This window comes from Streptomyces niger (genome assembly GCF_000718305.1).
Taxonomy (GTDB): domain Bacteria; phylum Actinomycetota; class Actinomycetes; order Streptomycetales; family Streptomycetaceae; genus Streptomyces; species Streptomyces niger.
The window spans coordinates 246,760-264,722 of sequence record NZ_JOFQ01000005.1; the positions used below are offsets into that span (position 1 = coordinate 246,760).

Below are 17,963 nucleotides of genomic sequence, written 5' to 3' on the forward strand. Positions count from 1 at the left end.
CCTCGGAGGTCTTGCGTTCCGAAGTACCGGCGATCACCCCCGAGCGACAACCACTGGCCACGCTCTCGCGCAACCTCTCTGGACAGGCTCCGCCGGGACGGCGAAGACCCCCCTGCCCTCGGCCGGCGTCACTGCCGCCGGCCACTCGGTGGGGACCCACCCGCCGCGCTTTCCGGCCGGCTGCCGGACTGCGGTGTGATGGACCGAGCTTGGCTGATCGTGGTCCATTCGGAGCCGGCGCACAAGGGGCTCGTTACCTACGAGTAACAGACAAATAACCAGGTGCGCACCGAGCGAGATCACCCGGGTACGGACGGTCGCCCTTCACGCGGAAGAAACATCCGCAAATTACGCCCAAAACACGCCAAGCCACCCCAGCGGTCTTACTCCAAGTAACAGCGGCCACGTTTACCAAGTTTTGGTAAAACGTGGCCGCCGTTCCGTTTGAGGAGGGAGGACTTGGCGAGCTGTCAGAACAGGACGCGGGCCAGCGCGGTGCGCGCGCTCACCACGCGCGGATCGTCGGCGCCGATGACCTCGAAGAGCTCCAGCAGGCGGAGCCGCGCGGCCTCGCGGTCGTCGCCCGCGGTGCGCCTGACGACGTCGACCAGCCGCCCGAAGGCGTCCTCGACATGCCCGCCGACCAGGTCGAGATCGGCCGCCTCGATCTGGGCGGTCACGTCACCCGGGCTGTCGGCCGCCGCCTTGCGCACGGCCTGCGGGTCGAGGTCCTGCACGCGGTGCAGCAGCTCGGCCTGCGCGAGCCCCAGCTTGGCCTCGGCGTTGGCCGGGTCGTCGGAGAGCACGTTCTTGTACGCCTGGATCGCGCCACCGAGGTCGCCGGAGTCCAGCGCCTGGGTCGCCGCCTCCAGCACCGCGTCGTACGGGCCGGCCGGCACGGGCGCCGCGTCCTCGGCCGCGCCCTGCTCCGCCGGGTCGACGGGCGCGCCCACGATGCCGAACTGCTGCTCGGCGGCCTGGACCAGCTGGTCCAGCACCTGCCGGATCTGCGCCTCCGGGGCCGCGCCCTGGAACAGCGGGATCGGCTGGCCGGCGACGACGGCGAACACGGCCGGGATGCCCTGCACACCGAACTGTTGGAAGAGGGCCTGATTGCTGTCTACGTCGATCTTGGCGAGCACGAACTTGCCGGCGTACTCCCCCGCCAGGCGCTCCAGCAGCGGGCTCAGCTGCTTGCACGGCTCGCACCACTCGGCCCAGAAGTCGATGACGACCGGCACTTCGGTGGAGCGCTGCAGGATCTCCTGCTGGAACCCCGCCTCGTCGACATCGACCACGAGCCGGCCGGCCGCCGGAGCGCGACCGGTGCGCGCGGCCTCGGCGCGCGACTGTTCCGCCTTCTGCTTCGCTTCCCCGGCCGCCTTCACCGCGGCGAGGTCGACCACTCCACTCATGGACATATTGCGTGGCTGCATGGTCCTATCCTCCCCCCTGAGCGGGCCGTTCCGGAAAGCGGTGCGGAAAATCCAGGGCCCCCATGGCCCTGGACCCCGCGGGGTGAGCTCCGCACCCGGCCGCGCATCCCGCCGGTTTGCCTGAAGCGGGTCGGGAACAGAGCTCTGTGGTGGTCCCGAGGAGGACCGGTCTGTGGGCACGGCCCTCGCGGAGGGCCGGCGTGTACGGCCCCTGCCGGGGCCGGTCGCGGCCCCGAGAAAGGACCGTTGTGCTGCGGCCGGGGTCCCCACCCGCGGCCAGTGTGGCGTCGCTCTTTCGCTACGAGTCGTAGCGTAACTCTCCGGTCCCCCGCCGCCGCAAGCGCGCGGGCCCGCCGTGCCCGTGATCTGCCTCACCCGCCGCACGGTGCTCCCGCCTACCGGCCGGTATGGTCTGCCGCATGCAGTGCTCCTCCCCCGGGCCCCGCAAGGGGCGCGCCCGCCCCACCGGCCGCACGGGACGCCCGCGCAGCGCCGAGGCCGACGCCGCGATCCTGGACGCCACCCGCGCCGCGCTCGTCGAGCTGGGCTGGGGGAAGCTGACGATGGGCGACGTGGCGGCGCGCGCCAAGGTCGCCAAGACGACGCTGTACCGCCGCTGGGCGAGCAAGAACGAACTGGTCGTGGACGCCGTCGCGGTCCTCTTCGACGAACTCGAACTGCCCGACCGCGGCTGCCTGAAGGACGACATCGAGGGCGTGGTGCTCCAGTTCGCCGCGCTGCTCGCCCGCCCGGAGACCAAGACCGCCCTGATGGCGGTGGTCGCCGAGTCCACCACGGACGACGCGCTGCGCAACCGCATCCGCTCGGCCGTCGTGGACCGCCAGAAGCGGCTGGTGGTGCAGGGGCGGGAGCGCGCCCAGCGGCGCGGTGAGCTGCCGAAGGACACCGGCGATCCCGAAGGCGCGGCGTCGGCCGCGCGCAGCGTGGACATGATCTTCGACGTGATCGCCGGCGCCGTGGTGCACCGCGCCCTGGTCAGCGGCGAACCGGTCGACGCCGCCTGGGCGGCGCGCTTCACCACCCTGCTGCTCGGCGGCCTCGGCAGCCTGGAGCGCGAGGACTGAGCGCGGGCCGCCGCCCCGCGCCGCCTCAGACCTGGTAGCGGTCTGGCGCGAACAGGTGCAGGTGCCCGCCGACCCAGTCCGAGGTGCGCCGCAGCCCGACCGCCAGCGGCACCCGCGGCTGCCAGCCGGACAGCTCCCGGGCCCGCGCGTTGTCCGACAGCAGCCGCTCCACCTCGCTGCCGGCCGGCCGCAGCCGCGCCCGGTCCACGACCACCTCCGCCTCCCGGCCCGACGCCGCCATCAGCTCCGCCACGAGCTGCCCGATGGAGATCTCCCGCCCGGTACCGAGGTTGACCACCTCGCCCACCGCCCGGTCGCACTCCGCGAGCGCGAGGAACCCCTCGGCGGTGTCGGTGACGTAGGTGAAGTCGCGGGTGGGCGTGAGCGAGCCGAGCCTGATCTCGCGGGCGCCGGAGTGCAGCTGCGCGAGGATCGTGGGGATCACCGCGCGCGCCGACTGCCGCGGCCCGTAGGTGTTGAACGGGCGCACCACCGTGACCGGCAGTTCGAAGGCGTGCCAGTGGGAGAGCGCCAGCATGTCGGCGCCGATCTTCGAGGCGGAGTACGGCGACTGCGGCTGGAGCGGGTGATTCTCGGCGATGGGCACGGTGCGGGCCGTGCCGTAGACCTCGCTGGTGGAGGTGTGCACCAGCCGCCGCACGCCGTGCAGCCGGGCGGCCTCGCACACGTTCTCCGTACCGACCACGTTGGTCTGCACGTAGGCGCCCGGCGAGTCGTAGCTGTACGGGATGCCGATCAGCGCGGCGAGGTGGAAGACCGTGTCGCAGCCGGCCACCGCGTCCCGCACCCGGCCCGCGTCCCGTACGTCCCCCGCCATCATCTCCACGGGGCCGTCCGGCCGCAGGTACCGGGCCAGATGGCCCTTCTCCGCGTACGGCTTGTAGTGGACCAGCGCCCGGACCCGCGCGCCCCGCTCGACGAGCAGGTCGACGAGCGTGGACCCGATGAACCCCTCGGCGCCGGTGACGAGGACCCGGCGGCCCTGCCAGGGATTGTGCTGCGTGGTCATGCGTACTCCTTCGAAGAGGCGGGATACGTGATGGGGGTGGTCGGGGTGGTGCGGCCGGCCAGCCGGCGGACCCTCGCGGCCAGCAGGTCGGCGGCGCGGGCGTGGTCGCCCGGATCGGCGGCGGCGCCCATCGCCGCCAGCCGTGCCGGGTCGTCCAGCAGCGGGCCGACGACGGCGTCCAGCCGCTCGGCCGTGGTCTCGGCATCGGGCAGCAGCAGCGCGGCCCCGGCGTCGGACAGCACCCGCGCGTTGTGCGTCTGGTGGTCGCCCGGGGCGTGCGGATACGGCACCAGGACGGCCGGCATGCCGATCGTGGCCAGCTCCGCGACGGTCGCCGAGCCGGCCCGGCACACCACCAGGTCGGCGGCGGCGTACGCGAGGTCCATCCGGTCCAGGTACGGGACCGCCTCGGCGACCGCGGCGCCCCCCTCGGCCACCAGCCGCTCCCGCGCCGCGTCCAGCGCCGCCGGACCGGTCTTGATCACCATCCGCAGATCGGCGCGGTGGCGGTGCCGGGCTGCCAGCCCGACGGCCGCCTCGGTGAGCCGGGCCGCGCCCAGGCTGCCGCCGTTGACGAGCAGCAGCCGGGCCCCGTCCGGAACGCCCAGCGCCCGGCGGGCCGGGCCGCGCAGCGCCGCCCGGTCCAGCCCCGCCAGCGGCCCGGACAGCGGCATGCCGACCGTCTCGGCCCGGTCGCCGCCCGGCAGGTGCGCCCGGCTGCGGTCGAAGGCGAGGGCGATGTGCGGGGTGAGCCGGGCCGCGAACCTGTTGGCCCGGCCCGGTACCGCGTTGGACTCGTGGATCATGCTCGGCAGCCCCGCCAGCCGGGCGCCGACGATCACCGGCGCGCTGGGGTAGCCGCCCATGCCGACCGCCACCTGCGCGCCCTGCGCCCGCAGGATCGCCCGGCACTGGGCGCCGGACTTCAGGAGATCGGCGGGGAGCAGGAAGCGGCGGGCGCCCAGCGCCGGATCGAACGGGATCATGTCGACGGTGTGCAGGCGGTAGCCGGCCCGCGGGATCAGCCGCGTCTCCAGCCCGCGCTCCGTACCGACGAAGGAGATCACCGCGTCCGGCACGGCGCGGCGCAGCGCGTCGGCGAGGGCGAGCCCGGGGTAGATGTGGCCGCCGGTACCGCCGGCCCCGATGACAACGGAGAGTGGTGTGCGCATGGCCGCCACGCTCGCCGCGCGCCCTAAGAACGTTCTAAGAGCACCCTTTGGCAGCCTTGGCTCATGCCGCCGACCGCATCGCCCCCGCCGCTCCCGGACGCCGCCGCCCCGCACGCGCCCCGCATCCTCGTCGTCGACGACGACGCCGAAGTGCGCGCCGCGGTCGAGGACGGCCTGACCGTGGAGGGCTACCGGGTGCGCGGCGCCGCCGACGGGCTGGCCGCGCTCAGCGCCGTCGCGGAGTGGCAGCCGGACGCCCTCGTACTGGACGTGATGATGCCCGTGCTGGACGGCCTCGCCGTCTGCCGGCGGCTGCGCGCGCTGGAGGACCGTACGCCCATCCTGGTGCTGACCGCGCTGGACTCGGTGAGCGAGCGGGTGGACGGGCTGGACGCGGGCGCCGACGACTACCTCGTCAAGCCTTTCGCGCTGGACGAACTGACCGCCCGGCTGCGCGCCCTGCTCCGCCGCGTCACCCCGGCGGACCCCGCCGAGGCCCCCGCCGTCGCCGACCTCGTGCTCGACCCGGCCACCCGCTCCGGGCGCCGGGCCGGCCGCCGGCTGGAGTTCAGCCGCACCGAATGGGCGCTGCTCGAACTGCTCGCCCGCAACCCCGGCCAGGTCGTGCCGCGCGAGGTGATCCTGGAGCGGGTCTGGGGCCGCGACTTCGGCCCGGACTCCAACTCCCTCGCGGTGTACGTCGGCTATCTGCGCCGCAAGCTGGAGGCGGGCGGCGAACCGCGGCTGCTGCACACCGTGCACGGCATCGGCTACCGGCTGGGCGAGGCATGAGCGGCCGGCGCGGGGCCGGGGCCCCGTGGCGCCGCCGGCGGCCGCTGCGCACCCGGCTGGCGCTGGCCGCCTCCGCGGCCGTCGCGCTGGTCGCGATCGGCGTGTGCACCGCCGCCTTCGTCATCATCCGGTACGCCATGGGCCACCAGCTGGAGCTGAACCTCACCCAGTCGGCGACCCTGGTCATGCAGCAGAACCAGGGCCAGCACGAAGGAGCGCCCGGTGTCCTCGCCGCCGAGTGCCGCTTCCTGTCCGCCCCGGCCTGCTCCCAGATCGTCCCCGCCGACCCCGCGGCCGACCCGTCCGCGGCTTACGCGCTGCCGGTCACCGGCGCCGTCCGCGAGGTGGCGGCCGGCCGCCGCGCCCCGTACTTCACCGCCGTCACCGTGCACGGCCACCCCGCCCGGATGCTCGTGCAGCACTTCAAGGACGGCACGGCGGTGCAGGTGGCGCTGCGCGCGGACACCGTGGAGAAGGGGGTACGGCAGGCCGCCGGGATGCTCGCGGCGGTGGGCGGCGCGGGCGTGCTGCTGGCCGCCGCACTCGGCTACTGGGTCTCCCGCACGGGCCTGTCGCCCGTCACCCGGCTGACCGCGGCGGCCGAACGCATCGCCGCCACCCGCGACGCCGGCCACCGCATCGAACTGCCCGCCGGGCCGCCCGGCCGCGAGGACGAACTGACCCGGCTGGCAGCCAGCTTCAACACCATGCTCGGCGAGCTGGAGCAGTCCGTCGCCGCCCAACGCCGACTGGTCGCCGACGCCTCGCACGAGCTGCGCACCCCGCTGACGGCGCTCCGCACCAACGCCGAACTCCTGGCCCGCGCCGACCGGCTGACCGACGCCCAGCGCGACCGCGCCTCGGCAGCCCTGGGCCGCCAGCTCCGCGAGGTGACCACCCTGGTCAACGACCTGATCGAGCTGGCCCGCGACGAGGAGCCGCAACCGCTGGTCGAGCAGGTGCGCGCCGCGCCGCTGCTGGAGCACGCGGTGGCGGCGGCCCGCGGCCACTGGCCGGAGATCGGCTTCACCGTACGGATCGACGCGGGCGCGGCGGGGACGACGGTGCCGGGCGTCCCCGCCCGCCTCTCGCGCCTGCTGTCCAACCTGCTGGACAACGCCGCCAAGTTCTCGCCGCCCGGCGGCCCGGTCGAGGCGGAGCTGACCACCCCGCCGGGCGCGCTGGAGCTCACCGTCCGCGACCACGGCCCGGGCATCGCCGACGAGGACCTGCCGCACGTCTTCGACCGCTTCTACCGCGCGCAGGCCGCGCGTGCGCTCCCCGGCTCCGGGCTGGGCCTGGCGATGGCCCGGCAGATCGCCCGGGCGCACCACGCCGAGCTCACCGCGGAGCGGGCCCCGGGCGGCGGGGCGCTGTTCCGGCTGCGCTTCCCGCTGACGCGGGAGGCGTAGCGGCGGGTCAGCCGTCCGACTTCTGCCAGGCGCAGCTGCCCGGCGTGGCCCGCCCGTCGGCCACCAGCCTCTTCGCCGCGGCGGCCTTCGCCATCTCGCTGTGGCCGCTGACGCAGATCACCGTGCGGTCCGGAAACCCGGCCAGGTCGGCGAGGATCTGATCCCAGTGCCGGTACTGCACGTCGTGCCCGGAGTCGGCGTACGAGCGCACCACGGGCTTCCCGGGCAGGTGCTGCCGCCAGGTGTCGACCGTGCTCGGCGGCACGGTGGTGTCCTTCTTGCCGCTGTAGAGGAAGACCGGCGCGGTGAGCTTCGACAGGTCCGGGCCCGGCCGCTCGCAGTACAGCTTCTGCTCGTGCACCTGCGGCGCCGGGTCGGCCTGCTGTCCGCGCTGGTGGTAGGTCCGCGCGCCTTCTTCGTACGCGGTGTCGGCGAAGCCCGGGATCTTCTTGGTGGGGCTGTCGTCGGGGAACGCCCACCACTTGCGGGGGTCGGCGATCGTCGGCGCCAGCTGCTTGCCCAGCTCCGCGTCGGACAGGCCGCAGTAGTCGGGCTGCTTGCCGTACGGGGGCAGCGCGGCGGCCAGGTGCAGCGCCCGGATGCGCTGCGGGGCACGGCTCGCCAGCTCGGCGGCGTACGGCCCGCCACCCGAGATCGCGGCCACGCCGACCTTCTCGACCCCGATCCGGTCCAGGACCTCCAGCGCGTCCTTCGCGAAGTCGGCCTTGCCCAGGTCCTTGTCGTACGCGGTGTCACCGAAGCCGTTGCGCTCCACCGATATGAGCCGCAGGTGCAGCGACTCACGGGTGGAGCGGAAGAAGTCGGTCATGTGCGCGGCCCGCGCGCTGGTGCCCGTACCGCCGATGAACAGCACCGGCAGGCCGTCCCGCGGCCCCTCGTCGATGTAGTGCGCGGTGCGGCCCGAGGACAGCTTCGTGGCCCGCACCTCCGGGCCGAGGGAGTCGAAGTGGTCCTGGATGCGGGCCTGGTGGCGGCCGGCCGCGTGCGGCTCGGGCGCCGGCTTCGCCGTGGCGGTCGCGCCGAGGACGACGGAACCGGTGAGCAGGGCGGTGGCCAGCGCGGTGGCGCCACAGGCGGCGAGAACGGATCTCTTCACGTACGTCTCCCGGAGGGGTAGGTGGATGCAGACTGCACCCACCTACCCGGCGCCTCCGGAAGAACGCCGCGGATTCCGTTGCGTACGCGCGTGCTCAGAACCCCGCCGGCTCCGTGTAGACGCCCCACTCGTCCCGCAGCACGCCGCAGATCTCGCCGAGGGTGGCCTCCGCGCGTACGGCGTCCAGCATCGGCTCGATCATGTTGCCGCCGTCCCGGGCCGCCGCCAGCATGGCGTCCAGGGCCGTGCGTACCGCCGCGTCGTCCCGGGCCGCCTTGCGGTCGGCGAGGACGCGCACCTGCTCGCGCTCGACCTCGTGACTGACCCGCAGGATCTCCAGGTCGCCGGTGACCGAGCCGTGGGCGCAGTTCACGCCGACGACCTTCTTGTCGCCCTTCTCCAGCGCCTGCTGGTACCGGAAGGCGGATTCGGCGATCTCACCGGTGAACCAGCCGTCCTCGATACCCCGCAGGATGCCGGAGGTGATCGGGCCGATCGGGTGCTGTCCGTCCGGGACGGCGCGGGCGCCGCGCTCCTTGATCTGCGCGAAGATCTTCTCCGCGTCCGCCTCGATGCGGTCGGTGAGCTGCTCGACGTACCACGAACCGCCCAGCGGGTCGGCGACGTTGGCGACGCCCGTCTCCTCCATCAGCACCTGCTGCGTACGGAGCGCGATCTCCGCGGCCTGCTCGCTGGGCAGCGCCAGGGTCTCGTCCAGCGCGTTGGTGTGCAGCGAGTTGGTGCCGCCGAGGACGGCGGCGAGGGCCTCCACCGCGGTCCGCACCACGTTGTTGTACGGCTGCTGCGCGGTCAGCGAGACGCCCGCGGTCTGCGTGTGGAACCGCAGCCACTGCGCCTTCTCGCTCGTCGCGCCGTACACGTCCCGCATCCAGCGGGCCCAGATCCGGCGCGCCGCGCGGAACTTGGCGATCTCCTCGAAGAAGTCCACGTGCGCGTCGAAGAAGAAGGACAGCCCGGGCGCGAAGGTGTTGACGTCCAGGCCCCGGGAGAGGCCCAGCTCGACGTAGCCGAAGCCGTCGGCGAGGGTGTACGCCAGCTCCTGCGCGGCCGTCGAGCCCGCCTCGCGGATGTGGTAGCCGGAGACCGAGAGCGGCTTGTACGCCGGGATGGAGCGGGCGCAGTGCTCCATCAGGTCGCCGATCAGCCGCAGGTGCGGTTCCGGCTCGAACAGCCACTCCTTCTGGGCGATGTACTCCTTGAAGATGTCGGTCTGGAGCGTGCCGTTCAGGACGCCGGGGTCGACTCCCTGCCGCTCCGCGGCGACGAGGTACATGCAGAAGACCGGGACGGCCGGGCCGCTGATCGTCATCGAGGTCGTGACGTCGCCGAGCGGGATGTCCTTGAAGAGGACCTCCATGTCGGCGGCCGAGTCGATGGCGACGCCGCAGTGGCCGACCTCGCCCAGCGAGCGCGGGTCGTCGGAGTCGCGGCCCATCAGGGTCGGCATGTCGAAGGCGACGGACAGGCCGCCGCCGCCCGCCTTGAGGATCATCTTGTACCGCTCGTTCGTCTGCTCGGCGTTGCCGAAGCCCGCGAACTGGCGGATGGTCCACGTCCGGCCGCGGTAGCCGGTCGCGTACAGGCCGCGCGTGAAGGGGAACTCGCCGGGCCAGCCGATCCGCTCGAAGCCCTCGTAGGCGTCGCCGGCGCGGGGACCGTAAACCGGGGCGACGGGGTCGCCCGAGAGCGTGCTGAAGTCCGCGTCGCGCTTGCGTGCGGAGTCGTACCGGGCCTGCCAGCGGCGGCGGCCCTCTTCGATCGCGTCAGCGTCCATGCGACCAAATTTACTTGGACGTCCTACTAATTGTCGATGGCAGCCCGGCAGGGAGCGACCTGGCGGGGCCCGGAATCAGCCGCGCAGCGCCGCCAGATGCGCTTCCCTGACGTCCGCCGTCTGGCCCTGGACCAGCAAGAACATGCCCTCACGGGCGAGCCGCTGGGCCGGCCGGTCCAGGCCGACCGCCCGGCCGCCACCCGCCACGACAGCGGCCGTCGTCGCCGCCCGCAGCACGTCGTACGCGCGCATCTTCGCGGCCAGCCGATCCGCGATCCGCTCGGCCGCCGGCACCTCGTCCAGCAGCGCGTACGCGTCCTTGCGCACCGCCGCCAGCCGCTCGCGCAGCACGCCCGCCGTCGATGCCGCGGCCTCGTCGCCCGAGGCGTCCAGGAGGTCCAACGCGGCCCGGGCGACGCCCAGCACCGCCGGATTGACGTTGGTGTTCTTCGGCCGGTCGGCCGCCGCCCAGTCCTCGTACGGCTGCCGCAGCGCCACCGCGCCGTCCGGCAGCACCAGACCGTCCAGCTCCAGGCCGACCGTACGGGTACCGGAGAGCGCGGCCAGCTCCAGCGGCTCCGTGGCCCGCAGACCGGGCTGCGCACGCGCCTCGACGACGCCGAAGACGACCTCGCCGTCCTCCGTCGCGCCGCCCAGCATCAGCAGGTCGTTCAGGCCCCAGCCGGTGTACCAGGGCACCCGGCCGTCGAAGCGCCACCCCGCGTGCTCCCGGGTGACGCGCACCGGCAGCCGCGGGAAGGCACGCAGATGCGAGAAGGCGATGCCGGACAGCAGCGTGCCGTCGCACAGCGGACGCAGCAGCTGCTCGCGGACGGGCGTGCCCTCGGCCGCCGCGGCGAGCGTGGCGACCGGCGTGTGGTGCTGGGCCTGCACGAAGAAGGTGCTGCAACAGGCCCCGGCGAGGACCTCGGCGATCTCCCGTACGACGGGGGCCGGCGCGGCAGCGCCACCGTACGCGGCCGGCCCGGCGGCGCCGAGCACGCCGGAGGCCTTGACCGCGGCGATCGTGGCGGGATCGACACCCTCGCGGTCGGCGCGCTCGGCGGCGGGCCCGAGGGTGTCAGCGGCGAGCCGCCGGGCGGCGGCGACCAGCGGGTGGCCGTCGTACGGCGGGTCCTCGGCCGGGCGGTCGCCGTACGGCTCGCTCATGCGGGGGCCGTCAGACCTTCGCGGTCTGCGGCGTCGCGGTACCGGAGACCAGCGGCTCCAGCTCGCGCGAGACCTTGCGCTCGACGAAGAAGGCGGCGGTGGGGATGGTGCCGGCGATCAGCACCCACAGCAGCTTGCCGACCGGCATCTTGGCCTTGGAGCCCAGGTCGAAGGCGAAGACGAGGTAGATGACGTACAGCCAGCCGTGGGCGATGCCGACGACGCTGGTGAAGCCGGCCGCACCGTCGATGTGCAGCAGGTACTTGGCGATCACGCCGAGGGTCAGCAGGACCAGCAGCACGCCCGTCACGTACGCCATCGTCCGGTAGCGGGTCAGCACGCTTTTCTTCATGCCATCGAGCGTAACGGCACGGGCGGGGGCGATCTTCGCCGCCCCCGCCCGTGGCACACCGTTTACCGGCCCCTTATTGACAAGGGTTTTATTCGTCCTTGAAATCCGCCGCCGCCACCCGGAGCGGGCGCAGCAGGGCGAAGATCTCCTGGCACTCCTCGGCATCGTAGGCGCCGAGCCCGAAATCCATGGCCATCAGGTCGCGGGTGGCCGCGTCGCAGACCTCGCGGCCCTTGTCCGTGATGGAGGCGAGCGTGCCGCGCCCGTCGTTCGGGTTCGGGCGCTTGGCCACCAGGCCGGACTTCACCAGCCGGTCGACGGTGTTGGTGACCGAGGTGGGGTGCACCATCAGACGTTCGCCGATCTTGGACATCGGCAACTCGCCGGCCTGCGAGAACGTCAGCAGCACCAGGGCTTCGTAGCGCGCGAAGGTGAGGCCGTACGGCTTGACCACGGCATCCACCTCGCCGAGCAGGATCTGCTGGGCCCGCATGATCGAGGTGATCGCCGCCATCGAGGGGACGGCCCCCCACCGGCGCTGCCACAGTTCATCGGCGCGGGCGATGGGATCGAAGGGGAGACTGAGCGGCTTCGGCACGTCTCCGACCCTACCGGTCGCCCACATGGTGGTCAGCCCCGTCTCAGGAGACGGGCGCGGAAGGGGCCAGGGTCCCACTCGTTCCGGTCAGTCCCGGTCCTCCGCGAGGTATCGCTCGACCGTGTCCACCTTCGAGGTGAGCCCGTCGGTGACGCCCTGCCGGATGTCCGCCTTGAGGACCAGCGAGACCCGCCCCGCACGCTCCTCGACGGCCGCGACGGCGCGCTTGACGACGTCCATGACCTCGTCCCACTCGCCCTCGATCGAGGTGAACATGGCGTCCGTACGGTTGGGCAGCCCGGACTCGCGGACCACTCGCACCGCGTCGGCGACGTACTCCCCGACGTCCTCACCGACGCCGAGCGGGCTGACCGAGAACGCGACGATCATGCGCCGGCCCCTCCCACGACGGCTTCCTTCTCCTTGCGGGCGCGGGCGGCGATCACGGAGGCCTCGGCCTCACGCTTGAGCTTGCGCTCGGCGAAGAAGCCACCGGTGGGCAGCACGGAGAGGACGAAGTAGAGCGCGGCGGTACCCAGCGACCACTTCGTACGGTTCCAGGCGTCCAGCCAGAAGAGCACGTACAGGATGAACAGCACACCGTGGAGCATGCCGAGCGGCATGACGAAGGTCTTGATGCCCAGGACCAGCTTGAAGCCCGTACCGAAGATCAGCAGCAGGAGGAAGGAGACCGCCTCGGGGGCGGAGACCAGCCGGAGCCGGCGCAGGGCGGATGCGGTCTTGATGTCCACGGGAACCTCGTTCGGGTGGGATGGGTGCAGCCTTTAGCTTGTGCTTACATTCACAAGCACCGCTCCATTGTGACAGCAGTGCGGCCGGCCACCGCCGCCGGGCCCTTGCGGGCCGGTCCGCGCCAGGCGCTCTGCCGTCGGGCGGCGCGGCGGACTACGGTCTGATGCCGTGGCTCAGTTTCGGCTCCAGGGGAGCAAAGTGCTCGCCGTCGACATGACCGGCGATGCCGTGAAGGCGAAGAACGGCGCGATGGTCGCGTACGACGGTCGGATGGCGTTCAAGAAGATGAGCGGCGGGGGCGAGGGCCTGCGCGGCATGGTGACCCGGCGGCTGACCGGGGAGCAGATGGAAGTCATGGAGGTGAAGGGCGAGGGCACCTGCTATTTCGCGGACCGCGCGAGCGAGATCAATCTCGTGAACCTGCACGGCGAGAAGCTGTACGTGGAGGCCAGCAACCTGCTGTGCACGGACGCCGCGCTGCGGACCGGCACCACCTTCACCGGGCTGCGCGGCGCCTCGCAGGGCAACGGGCTGTTCACCACGACGGTGGAGGGGACCGGGCAGGCCGCGCTCACCTCCGACGGTCCGGCGGTGGTGCTGCGGGTGACGCGGGACACCCCGCTCCAGGTCGACCCGGGCGCGTACGTCGCCCATACCGGTGACCTGCGTCAGCACTTCCAGTCGGGAGTGAACTTCCGCACGTTCATAGGAGAGGGCTCGGGCGAGGCCTTCCAGATCCGCTTCGAGGGCGAGGGCCTGGTGTACGTGCAGCCCAGCGAGCGCAACACGATCGGCGGTGAGGTCTGATGCCGTTCACGGTGCTCAACTCGCGCATGGTGCGGGCGGAGATCGCGCCGGGTCAGCGGCTGTTCAGCCAGCGCGGCGCGATGCTCGCGTACCAGGGCGAGGTCAGCTTCACGCCCAACATCCAGGGCGGCCAGGGCGGCATCGGCTCGATGATCGGCCGCCGGATCGCGAATGAGGCGACTCCGCTGATGACCGTGGAGGGGAGCGGCTCCGTGATGTTCGGGCACGGCGGCCACCACGTCCACGTCGTCGACCTGACCGGCGACACCCTCTACGTCGAGGCCGACCGGCTGCTGGCGTTCGACGGGACGCTCCGCCAGGGCACGATGTTCATGGGCTCGCAGGGCGGCGTGATGGGCATGGTGCGCGGCCAGGTGACCGGCCAGGGCCTGTTCACGACGACGCTCGAAGGACACGGCTCGGTGGCGGTGATGGCGCACGGCGGCGTGATCGAGCTGCCGATCCGCCAGGACCGGCCGGTGCACGTCGACCCGCAGGCGTACGTGGCGCACCGCGGCAACGTCCGCAACAAGCTCTCGACGGCGCTGGGCTGGCGGGAAATGGTCGGCCGCGGCTCGGGTGAGGCGTTCCAGCTGGAACTGTCCGGCCAGGGCACCGTCTACGTACAGGCCTCGGAGGAGAAGCTGTGACCGGCCCCGTCATTCACGATGCGCATTCGCTGCCCGCGGACGACAACGTCAATCCGTACGCGTTCAGCGTGGACCTGAACGGCCAGTGGTTCCTGCAGAAGGGAAAGATGATCGCCTATTTCGGGCAGATCGAATTCCAGGGAATCGGGCACGGCGCGCTGGACCGGCTGGTCGCGAGCGCTTTCCATTCTCCGTTGCACGCGGCGGACTGGGTGGTCGCGCAGGGGCGCGGGAAAATGGTGCTGGCGGACCGGGCTTTCGATGTGAATTCGTATGACCTGGAGGACGGCAATCTCACGATCCGGTCGGGGAACCTGCTCGCTTTTCAGCCGTCCCTGTCCCTGAAGCAGTCGATCGTGCCGGGCTTTTCGACGCTCATCGGCACCGGGAAGTTCGTCGCCGCGTCCAACGGTCCGGTGGTCTTCGCGGAGCCGCCGATCCGGGTGGACCCGCAGGCGCTGGTGGGCTGGGCGGACTGCCCCTCGCCGTGCCATCACTACGATCACCAGTACCTGCGGGGCTTCCTCGGCGGGGTGCGGGCGCACACCGGGCTCGGCGGGGTCTCCGGCGAGGAGCACCAGTTCGAGTTCGTCGGCGCCGGCACCGTCCTGCTGCAGTCGACCGAGCAGCTGATGCCGGAGGTGCCGACGGGGACGGTGCCGGCGGAACCCGGCGTACCGGGCGGCTCCGCTGGTCACGGCGGTGGCTCACAAATGCCTCAGCTGCCGGGATCCCTCGGGGGGCTCCAGCGCCGCTTCGGGCTGTGAGCGGTAGTCTGCGGAGGGTGACCTCGAACGTCTGAGCCCTCCCGGCGGCCTGACCCCCGGCGGGAGGGAGCGGAGAGGGCATCATCACGGGGCATGACTAATTCACTATTCAACTTTCACGGGTAGAATTCATTCATGACGACCGACAGCGACACTCCCTGGCTGACCGACCAGGAACAGCGTGCCTGGCGCACCCACCTCGACGTCAGCAGGCTGCTGACGCACCAGCTGGAACGGGACCTCCAGCCGTTCGGGCTGACCTACAACGACTACGAGATCCTGGTGAATCTCTCGGAGGCCGAGGAGCGCAGGATGCGCATGAGCGACCTCGCGGCCTCCACCCTGCAGTCCAAGAGCCGGCTCTCGCACCAGATCACCAGGATGGAGAACGCCGGACTGGTGCGCCGCGAGAGCTGCGAGTCCGACCGGCGCGGACTGTACGCGGTACTCACCGACGACGGCTGGGAGACCATGCGGCGGGTCGCGCCGCACCACGTGGCCTCCGTGCGCAAGCACTTCATCGACCTGTTCTCGGCGGACGACCTGGCCGCCCTGCGCACCTCGCTGGCGCCGGTCGCCGACCACCTGCGGGGGCACCGCGGCAAGTACTGACCGGCCGGGCGCCGTGCGGGACGCGGGTGGGGGGAACGTGGGGGAACACTGCCGCATCCGCGCGGCGCCGCGGACGGCCGGCCCGAAGGTCGCCGGCGGTCTCAGTGCCGGCCTTCGGCGGCGGTCTCAGTGCCGGCCGTCGGCGGCGGTCTCAGTGCCGGCCTTCGGCGGCCGGCAGCCGCAGTTCGAACGCCGCGCCCTCGCGCACCGCCAGCGTGCCGCCGTGCCGTTCGGCGATGTCCCGGGCGATGGCGAGGCCCAGCCCCGCGCCGCCCTCGTCACGGCTGCGCGCGTCGTCCAGCCGTACGAAGCGCTCGAAGATCCGCTCCCGGTCGGCCTCGGCCACCCCGGGGCCGTCGTCGTCCACCCGCAGCACCGCCCAGCCGTCGACCCGGCCGACATCCACCCGTACCTGCGTACGGGCGTGCCGCTGGGCGTTGTCGACGAGGTTGCCGAGGATCCGGCTCAGCTGGCTCCGCGAGCCCGACACCGCCACGCTCGGCAGCTCGCCGGCGCGTACCGGCAGCCGGTCGGCGACCCGTTGCGACAGCTCCTCGCGGGCCAGCGCGCCCAGATCCACCTCGGTGTCCTTGGGCCGCTCCCCCGCGTCCAGCCGGGCCAGCAGCAGCAGGTCGGCGGCCAGGTGCTGGAGCCGTACGGTGTCCTCCACCGCGCCCGGCAGGTCCAGCAGCTCGGGATGGGCCTCGGCCACCTCCAGCTGGGTGCGCAGGCTGGCGATCGGGCTGCGCAGCTCGTGCGAGGCGTCCGCGATGAAGCGGCGCTGCCGCTCGACGGACGCCTCCAGCGCGGCCAGCGTCTCGTTGGTGGTCCGGGCCAGCCGGGCGATCTCGTCGCGCGAGGCGGGCTCCGGCACCCGGCGGGACAGGTCCGTACTGGCGGTGATCGCGGCCATCTCCGCGCGGATGCCCTCGACGGGGCGGAGCGCCCGGCGGGTGACCAGCCAGGTGACGCCCCCGACGATCAGGAGCAGCAGCGGCAGGGCGAGGAGCATGGCGGTCCGTACCGAGCCGAGGGTCTTCTCCTCGGCGCCGAGCGGGGTGCCGGCCATGACGGTCACGGTGCGGTCGTGGACGTCGGTGGCGTCCACCTCGACCCAGCGGTAGTCGGCGTGCTTGCCGTCGACGACAGCCGTGCCGTCGGAGTGTTCCGCGTCGTCGTCGACCTCGCCGGGGCGGGGCGCCTCGCCGTCGTCCTCGTCGCTGCTGTGGCGGCCGTTGTTGGGCGGCGTGCCCCGGGTGACCTTCGAGCCGTCGACCTTCTGGAGGTCCTCGCCGGCCGCCAGGACGCGGCCGCGCTCGTCGTCGACGAGGACGGGGTGCTCGTCGGCGTCCGGGAGGTCCAGGTCCTTGTAGGCGGTGCCGGTGGCGATCTCGGAGGCGATCTCGCGCGCGGTGACCTCGGCGTGCAGGTCGGCCTGGGAGACCAGGTTCGCGCGCAGTACCAGCAGGACGGCTATGCCGACCGCGACGAGGGCGAGCGCCACCACGGCGGTCGCGCCCGCGGTCGCCCTGGCCCGTACCGAGCCCATCGCCTCAAGCACCGGGCACCATCCGGTATCCCGCGCCGCGCACGGTCTGGATCGTGGCGGCGCCCAGCTTGCGGCGCAGCGCGCTCACGTACACCTCGACGATGTTCGGGTCGCCCTCGTAGGCGAAGTCCCAGACGTGTTCCAGGATCTCGGTCTTGGAGACCACCTCGCCGGCGCGCAGTGCGAGCTGTTCCAGCACGGCGAACTCCTTGGTGGTCAGCGGCACCTCCGCGTCCCCGCGCCGTACCGTGCGGGCGCCCTGGTCGATGGTGAGGGCGCCGACGGTCAGTACGGGCAGTGCGGTGCGGCCGCGGCGGCGCAGCAGGGCCTTCACGCGGGCGACCAGTACGACGTAGCTGAAGGGCTTGGTGAGGTAGTCGTCGGCGCCGGTGTCCAGGCCCTCGGCCTCGTCGTACTCGCCGTCCTTGGCGGTGAGCATGAGGATGGGCACGTCGTTGCCCGCGGCACGCAGGGCGCCACAGACCCGGTAGCCGTTCATGCCGGGCAGCATGATGTCCAGGACGAGGAGGTCGTAGGCGCCCTCGCTCGCCTGGTGCAGGCCCTCGAGGCCGTCGTGCACGACGTCCACGGCGTATCCCTCGGCGGTCAGGCCGGCGGCGAGGGAACGGGCCAGCCGCTTCTCGTCCTCCACGATCAACAGGCGCATGCGACAAGGGTGCCACCGCCTTGCTGAAGGCGGCTTCAGGCGCGGTTCCTGAAGACCACTTCAGGCTCCTTCAGGGTGGCTTCAGGAACGGGGCGGCAGTGTGTGGTCATCACCTCGGGGGCCCCGCCCGGCCCCCTCCGGGAGACCCCCGGCCCCCGGGTGATCCAGCCCGACAGCAACCCGTCTTGGAGACTTCACC

At 72.6% G+C, this 17,963-nt stretch carries 19 protein-coding genes; 7 read left to right on the forward strand and 12 right to left on the reverse strand.

Going from position 1 to position 17,963, the window contains the following annotated elements; all coding sequences use genetic code 11:
* Window positions 1-470 precede the first annotated feature (470 nt).
* Window positions 471-1,436, reverse strand: a complete 966-nt coding sequence (locus IF20_RS12010; protein WP_052865086.1) for a tetratricopeptide repeat protein — start codon at window positions 1,434-1,436, stop codon at window positions 471-473.
* 407 nt (window positions 1,437-1,843) lie between these two features.
* On the opposite strand from IF20_RS12010, the gene IF20_RS12015 reads away from it, so the two are divergent.
* Window positions 1,844-2,521 (forward strand): TetR/AcrR family transcriptional regulator, encoded by a 678-nt coding sequence (locus IF20_RS12015; protein ID WP_052865087.1) that lies wholly within the window; start codon window positions 1,844-1,846, stop codon window positions 2,519-2,521.
* Window positions 2,522-2,546: 25 nt separating this feature from the next.
* Here the strand turns inward: IF20_RS12015 and IF20_RS12020 are convergent, their stop codons facing one another.
* Window positions 2,547-3,551 carry a GDP-mannose 4,6-dehydratase gene (locus IF20_RS12020; RefSeq protein ID WP_052865088.1) on the reverse strand — a complete coding sequence of 335 codons (1,005 nt, stop codon included), beginning with the start codon at window positions 3,549-3,551 and terminating at the stop codon, window positions 2,547-2,549.
* Window positions 3,548-4,723 (reverse strand): UDP-N-acetylglucosamine--N-acetylmuramyl-(pentapeptide) pyrophosphoryl-undecaprenol N-acetylglucosamine transferase, encoded by a 1,176-nt coding sequence (locus tag IF20_RS12025; protein WP_052865089.1) that lies wholly within the window; start codon window positions 4,721-4,723, stop codon window positions 3,548-3,550. The genes IF20_RS12020 and IF20_RS12025 overlap by 4 nt, the downstream gene beginning before the upstream one ends.
* A 63-nt stretch (window positions 4,724-4,786) precedes the next feature.
* On the opposite strand from IF20_RS12025, the gene IF20_RS12030 reads away from it, so the two are divergent.
* On the forward strand, window positions 4,787-5,515 hold the full coding sequence (locus IF20_RS12030) for a response regulator transcription factor (protein ID WP_052865090.1): 729 nt from the start codon (window positions 4,787-4,789) through the stop codon (window positions 5,513-5,515).
* Window positions 5,512-6,927: a HAMP domain-containing sensor histidine kinase gene (locus IF20_RS12035; RefSeq protein WP_052865091.1), complete on the forward strand. Its 1,416-nt coding sequence runs from the start codon at window positions 5,512-5,514 to the stop codon at window positions 6,925-6,927. The genes IF20_RS12030 and IF20_RS12035 overlap by 4 nt, the downstream gene beginning before the upstream one ends.
* A gap of 7 nt (window positions 6,928-6,934) precedes the next feature.
* Here the strand turns inward: IF20_RS12035 and IF20_RS12040 are convergent, their stop codons facing one another.
* From IF20_RS12040 to IF20_RS12070, 7 genes are all read right to left on the reverse strand, one after another.
* Window positions 6,935-8,044 (reverse strand): alpha/beta fold hydrolase, encoded by a 1,110-nt coding sequence (locus IF20_RS12040; RefSeq protein ID WP_052865092.1) that lies wholly within the window; start codon window positions 8,042-8,044, stop codon window positions 6,935-6,937.
* A gap of 94 nt (window positions 8,045-8,138) precedes the next feature.
* Window positions 8,139-9,839: an acyl-CoA mutase large subunit family protein gene (locus tag IF20_RS12045; RefSeq protein ID WP_052865093.1), complete on the reverse strand. Its 1,701-nt coding sequence runs from the start codon at window positions 9,837-9,839 to the stop codon at window positions 8,139-8,141.
* Between the two features lie 75 nt (window positions 9,840-9,914).
* On the reverse strand, window positions 9,915-11,009 hold the full coding sequence (locus IF20_RS12050; protein ID WP_052865094.1) for an acyl-CoA dehydrogenase family protein: 1,095 nt from the start codon (window positions 11,007-11,009) through the stop codon (window positions 9,915-9,917).
* 10 nt (window positions 11,010-11,019) lie between these two features.
* Window positions 11,020-11,361, reverse strand: a complete 342-nt coding sequence (locus tag IF20_RS12055; protein WP_110944082.1) for a DUF3817 domain-containing protein — start codon at window positions 11,359-11,361, stop codon at window positions 11,020-11,022.
* Between the two features lie 88 nt (window positions 11,362-11,449).
* A complete protein-coding gene (locus IF20_RS12060; protein ID WP_052865096.1) occupies window positions 11,450-11,959 on the reverse strand; it encodes a MarR family winged helix-turn-helix transcriptional regulator in 510 nt (169 codons plus the stop codon).
* 87 nt (window positions 11,960-12,046) lie between these two features.
* Entirely contained in the window at window positions 12,047-12,349 is a 303-nt protein-coding gene (locus tag IF20_RS12065) for an MTH1187 family thiamine-binding protein (RefSeq protein WP_052865097.1), read from the reverse strand.
* Entirely contained in the window at window positions 12,346-12,711 is a 366-nt protein-coding gene (locus IF20_RS12070; protein ID WP_052865098.1) for a DUF3817 domain-containing protein, read from the reverse strand. Before IF20_RS12070 ends, IF20_RS12065 begins: the two co-directional genes overlap by 4 nt.
* Before the next feature lie 169 nt (window positions 12,712-12,880).
* Here IF20_RS12070 and IF20_RS12075 point away from each other — a divergent pair, with 169 nt between their 5' ends.
* From IF20_RS12075 to IF20_RS12090, 4 genes are all read left to right on the forward strand, one after another.
* Window positions 12,881-13,519 carry an AIM24 family protein gene (locus IF20_RS12075; protein WP_052865099.1) on the forward strand — a complete coding sequence of 213 codons (639 nt, stop codon included), beginning with the start codon at window positions 12,881-12,883 and terminating at the stop codon, window positions 13,517-13,519.
* Entirely contained in the window at window positions 13,519-14,169 is a 651-nt protein-coding gene (locus IF20_RS12080) for an AIM24 family protein (protein WP_052865100.1), read from the forward strand. The genes IF20_RS12075 and IF20_RS12080 overlap by 1 nt, the downstream gene beginning before the upstream one ends.
* The gene (locus IF20_RS12085) at window positions 14,166-14,936 is read left to right on the forward strand and encodes an AIM24 family protein (protein ID WP_052865101.1); all 771 of its coding nucleotides are present in this window, start codon (window positions 14,166-14,168) and stop codon (window positions 14,934-14,936) included. Before IF20_RS12080 ends, IF20_RS12085 begins: the two co-directional genes overlap by 4 nt.
* Before the next feature lie 135 nt (window positions 14,937-15,071).
* Complete coding sequence (locus IF20_RS12090; protein WP_052865102.1) at window positions 15,072-15,548, forward strand: MarR family winged helix-turn-helix transcriptional regulator; 477 nt, start codon at window positions 15,072-15,074, stop codon at window positions 15,546-15,548.
* Between the two features lie 151 nt (window positions 15,549-15,699).
* On the opposite strand, the gene IF20_RS12095 is transcribed toward IF20_RS12090, so the two are convergent.
* Window positions 15,700-17,097 (reverse strand): sensor histidine kinase, encoded by a 1,398-nt coding sequence (locus tag IF20_RS12095; protein WP_052865103.1) that lies wholly within the window; start codon window positions 17,095-17,097, stop codon window positions 15,700-15,702.
* A gap of 4 nt (window positions 17,098-17,101) precedes the next feature.
* Window positions 17,102-17,764 (reverse strand): response regulator transcription factor, encoded by a 663-nt coding sequence (locus IF20_RS12100; protein ID WP_052865104.1) that lies wholly within the window; start codon window positions 17,762-17,764, stop codon window positions 17,102-17,104.
* Between the last annotated feature and the right edge of the window lie 199 nt (window positions 17,765-17,963).